The sequence below is a fragment of the Rhizomicrobium sp. genome (assembly GCF_056722145.1).
Genome location: NZ_JBWZET010000345.1, coordinates 1 through 2,854, shown reverse-complemented (window position 1 = coordinate 2,854; position 2,854 = coordinate 1). Strand labels below are relative to the sequence as shown.

Sequence of the window (2,854 nt, the reverse complement as noted above, 5' to 3'; positions counted from 1 at the left end):
GATGATCGAGGGCAGGCCGGTACGTTCGAGCACGGCGAAGGCTTCCTCGACAGTGTGCGCCACGCCCGAGCGGGCGCTCTCGAGGCCGATCTTGTCCATCGCCTCGCGGAAGCGCTGGCGGTCCTCGGCCTTGTCGATCGCGTCGGCGTCGGCGCCGATCATCTTGACGCCGAACTTTTCGAGCGTGCCGTCGTTGAACAGCGCCAGCGCGGTGTTGAGCGCGGTCTGGCCGCCCATCGTGGGCAGGACGGCGTCGGGCCGCTCCTTCTCGATGATGCGTGCGACGATCTCCGGCGTGATCGGCTCGACGTAGGTGGCGTCGGCCATGTCCGGATCGGTCATGATCGTCGCGGGGTTGGAGTTGACCAGGACGACCCGGTAGCCCTCTTCCTTGAGCGCCTTGATCGCCTGGGTGCCCGAATAGTCGAACTCGCAGGCCTGGCCGATGACGATCGGGCCGGCGCCGATGACGAGGATCGAGGAGATGTCAGTGCGTTTGGGCATTGTTAATCCGATATTTTTGCATATGATGATTGCATTGCAATCACAGGAGTCGGGCGATGGGCAGCGTGACGATCAGGAACATCGACGACGCGATCAAGCATAGCGCCCGGCTTGCCGCGGCGCGCAACGGGCGATCGCTGGAGGCCGAACTGCGATTGCTGCTCGAAACGACATATGCGCCCGCAAAGGTGAAGGCGGATCGCATCAAGGCCATTCGCGAAGCACCGGGCGATGACTGGGTTCGCGAGTTGATCGAGATCGCAGGCGGCGCGGACTTGCAGTTGCCCGAGCGACACAACAAGCGCGACAATCCGTTCGATGCTGGTTGATGCCAATGTTTGGAGCGAACTGACCCGCCCTCGCCCCGAAACGAGAGTCATCGAATTTCTCCACGGGCATCGTGATCGGCTGTATCTTTCGACGATTGTGATGGGTGAAGTGGAATTCGGGATTGCCAATGCTCCGGACCCCATTCGCCGCGAGCGCCTCATGAGATATGCCGACAACCTGCTGCTCCGATGCGCAGGACGCGTCTTGTCGCCGGATTTGGAAACCGCCGCAATCTGGGGGCGATTGCGCGCAGACTTGCAGAAGAGGGGGGAACCAATCGCCGACATCGACCTGTTGATCGCAACCCAGTCCATTGCGGCCGGAATGCCCCTGGTTACCCGGAACATTTCAGACATGGCGAGGACAGGCGCGGACATCATCAATCCTTGGGAGCTTTGATGGCTTGGATGCCGGAATAGTCCAACGCACAGGCCTGGCCGATGCCGATGGGGCCGGCGCTGAGGACGCAGATCGACGAGATGTCAGTGCGTTTGGGCATATTCAACTTTCAGTGGGTTTTTTGAACACCAGCGTATGGCGCGTTGTGGTGCCGAAACGTTCGCTTTCGATGACGCCAGCAAGTTCCCAGCCCTGCGAACCAAACAGCCGGAGTCCACTGTCTATTGCCAGCGGGGTTGGTTCCGCCGCACCGTCCTGCCATAGAAACGTGTCGTTCTCGACTCTTGCGGTGCGATATTCCCAGAGGATCATGCCGAAACTTTCAGGTTATGCGGCCACCAGGCTGGCGAACTTGTCCTTCCAGAATTCCTCGCCGCCCGCGGCCGCTTCCGCGACAAGCGGATTGCTCGCCTGCATGTCCTTGAGCGCGGCCTTGAAGGCGGCCTGGTTGAACTGGTGCATCGAGGCGTATTCCTGGGGCTTGGTTTCCCAGCCGCCCTTGTCGATCATCGCCTGGAGGAACGCGTCGGCGGCGGGCTTGGTGGCGCCGCGGACGCGGATGCCGAACTTGCGGACCGCCATCTGGAACTTGTCGTCGACGATCAGCAGCAGCTCGCCGCGCGGGTACCAGCGGGTGGCGATGTTGATGTCGTTGGCCGGGCCGGCGATGAAGTAGGCGATGATCGCGTCCTGAAGCGGGGTAAGGCTCATTTCATCATCTCCACAAATTTCTCAAACAGGTAGAAGCTGTCTTGCGGGCCGGGCGAGGCTTCGGGGTGGTATTGCACGCCGAACGCGCGCTTGCCCTTTACCGCGATGCCGCAGTTGGAACCGTCGAACAGCGAAACGTGGGTTTCCTCGACACTGTCGGGCAGCGCGCTGTTGTCGACCGCGAAGCCGTGGTTCATGCTGGTGATCTCCACCACGCCGGTCTCCAGCCGCTTGACCGGGTGGTTGGCGCCGCGGTGGCCCTGGTGCATCTTGGTGGTCTTCGCGCCGGCGGCCAAAGCCAGCATCTGATGGCCGAGGCAGATGCCGAACACCGGGATGTCGCGCGCCAGCACGCCCAGGATGACGGGGACCGCATATTTGCCGGTGGCGGCGGGATCGCCGGGGCCGTTCGAGAGGAACACGCCATCGGGATTCAAAGCGAGCACGGCTTCGAGCGAGGTCTCGGCGGGGACGACGGTGACTTGCGCGCCGGCCTTCACCAGGTTGCGGAAGATATTGTCCTTGGCGCCATAGTCGATGGCGACGACATTGGGGCGGGCATCGCGGGGACTGCGCGCATAGCCCTTGCCGAGGGTCCAGATGCCGCCCTCCCAGCTTTCCTGCGCCTTGCGGGTGACTTGCCGGGCGAGGTCCATGCCTTCGAGGCCGGGCCATTCGCGGGCGCGGGCGATGAGCGCGGGCAAGTCGAAATGGCCGTCGGGATCGTGCGCGATCACCGCGTTGGGCGCGCCGGCGAGGCGGATGCGACGGGTGAGCGCGCGGGTGTCGATCCCGGCAAGGCCGATCTTGCCCTTGGCTTTCAGCCATTCCTCGAACCGGCCGCGGGCGCGGAAGCTGGACGGATCGGTGACATCCTCGCGCACCACGCAGCCGACGGCGCCATCGACTT

The 2,854-nt window shown here is 63.4% G+C and carries 6 protein-coding genes and 1 pseudogene; 2 read left to right on the top strand and 5 right to left on the bottom strand.

Features of this window, described 5'->3' with window-relative positions:
* Window positions 1-504, bottom strand: a 504-nt coding sequence (locus AC1P6P_RS18345; RefSeq protein ID WP_481403889.1) for a carbamoyl phosphate synthase preATP-grasp domain-containing protein, incomplete at its 3' end; no start/stop codon positions are given.
* A 56-nt stretch (window positions 505-560) separates the two neighbouring features.
* Between AC1P6P_RS18345 and AC1P6P_RS18340 the strand changes: the two genes are divergently transcribed.
* Together AC1P6P_RS18340 and AC1P6P_RS18335 are read left to right on the top strand one after the other, a co-directional pair.
* Window positions 561-833: a FitA-like ribbon-helix-helix domain-containing protein gene (locus AC1P6P_RS18340; protein ID WP_481403888.1), complete on the top strand. Its 273-nt coding sequence runs from the start codon at window positions 561-563 to the stop codon at window positions 831-833.
* Entirely contained in the window at window positions 823-1,233 is a 411-nt protein-coding gene (locus AC1P6P_RS18335; RefSeq protein WP_481403887.1) for a PIN domain-containing protein, read from the top strand. Before AC1P6P_RS18340 ends, AC1P6P_RS18335 begins: the two co-directional genes overlap by 11 nt.
* Here AC1P6P_RS18335 and AC1P6P_RS18330 read toward each other — a convergent pair.
* From AC1P6P_RS18330 to carA, 4 genes and pseudogenes are all read right to left on the bottom strand, one after another.
* A pseudogene (locus AC1P6P_RS18330) lies at window positions 1,217-1,333 on the bottom strand (carbamoyl phosphate synthase preATP-grasp domain-containing protein); the annotation flags it as partial. The gene AC1P6P_RS18335 and the pseudogene AC1P6P_RS18330 sit on opposite strands and share 17 nt — an antisense overlap.
* A gap of 2 nt (window positions 1,334-1,335) precedes the next feature.
* Window positions 1,336-1,545, bottom strand: a complete 210-nt coding sequence (locus AC1P6P_RS18325; protein WP_481403886.1) for a hypothetical protein — start codon at window positions 1,543-1,545, stop codon at window positions 1,336-1,338.
* 15 nt (window positions 1,546-1,560) lie between these two features.
* Window positions 1,561-1,944 (bottom strand): hypothetical protein, encoded by a 384-nt coding sequence (locus AC1P6P_RS18320; protein WP_481403885.1) that lies wholly within the window; start codon window positions 1,942-1,944, stop codon window positions 1,561-1,563.
* Window positions 1,941-2,854: glutamine-hydrolyzing carbamoyl-phosphate synthase small subunit (carA, locus tag AC1P6P_RS18315; protein ID WP_481403884.1), on the bottom strand; the 914-nt coding region annotated here is incomplete at its 5' end. The genes carA and AC1P6P_RS18320, both read right to left, overlap by 4 nt.

What these genes read in the sequence shown, in the direction of transcription:
- AC1P6P_RS18335 (WP_481403887.1), top strand. Translation starts at nt 823, where the DNA reads ATGCTGGTTGATGCCAATGTTTGGAGCGAACTGACCCGCCCTCGCCCC.
- AC1P6P_RS18325 (WP_481403886.1), bottom strand. Translation starts at nt 1,545, where the DNA reads ATGATCCTCTGGGAATATCGCACCGCAAGAGTCGAGAACGACACGTTT.
- AC1P6P_RS18320 (WP_481403885.1), bottom strand. Translation starts at nt 1,944, where the DNA reads ATGAGCCTTACCCCGCTTCAGGACGCGATCATCGCCTACTTCATCGCC.
- AC1P6P_RS18340 (WP_481403888.1), top strand. Translation starts at nt 561, where the DNA reads ATGGGCAGCGTGACGATCAGGAACATCGACGACGCGATCAAGCATAGC.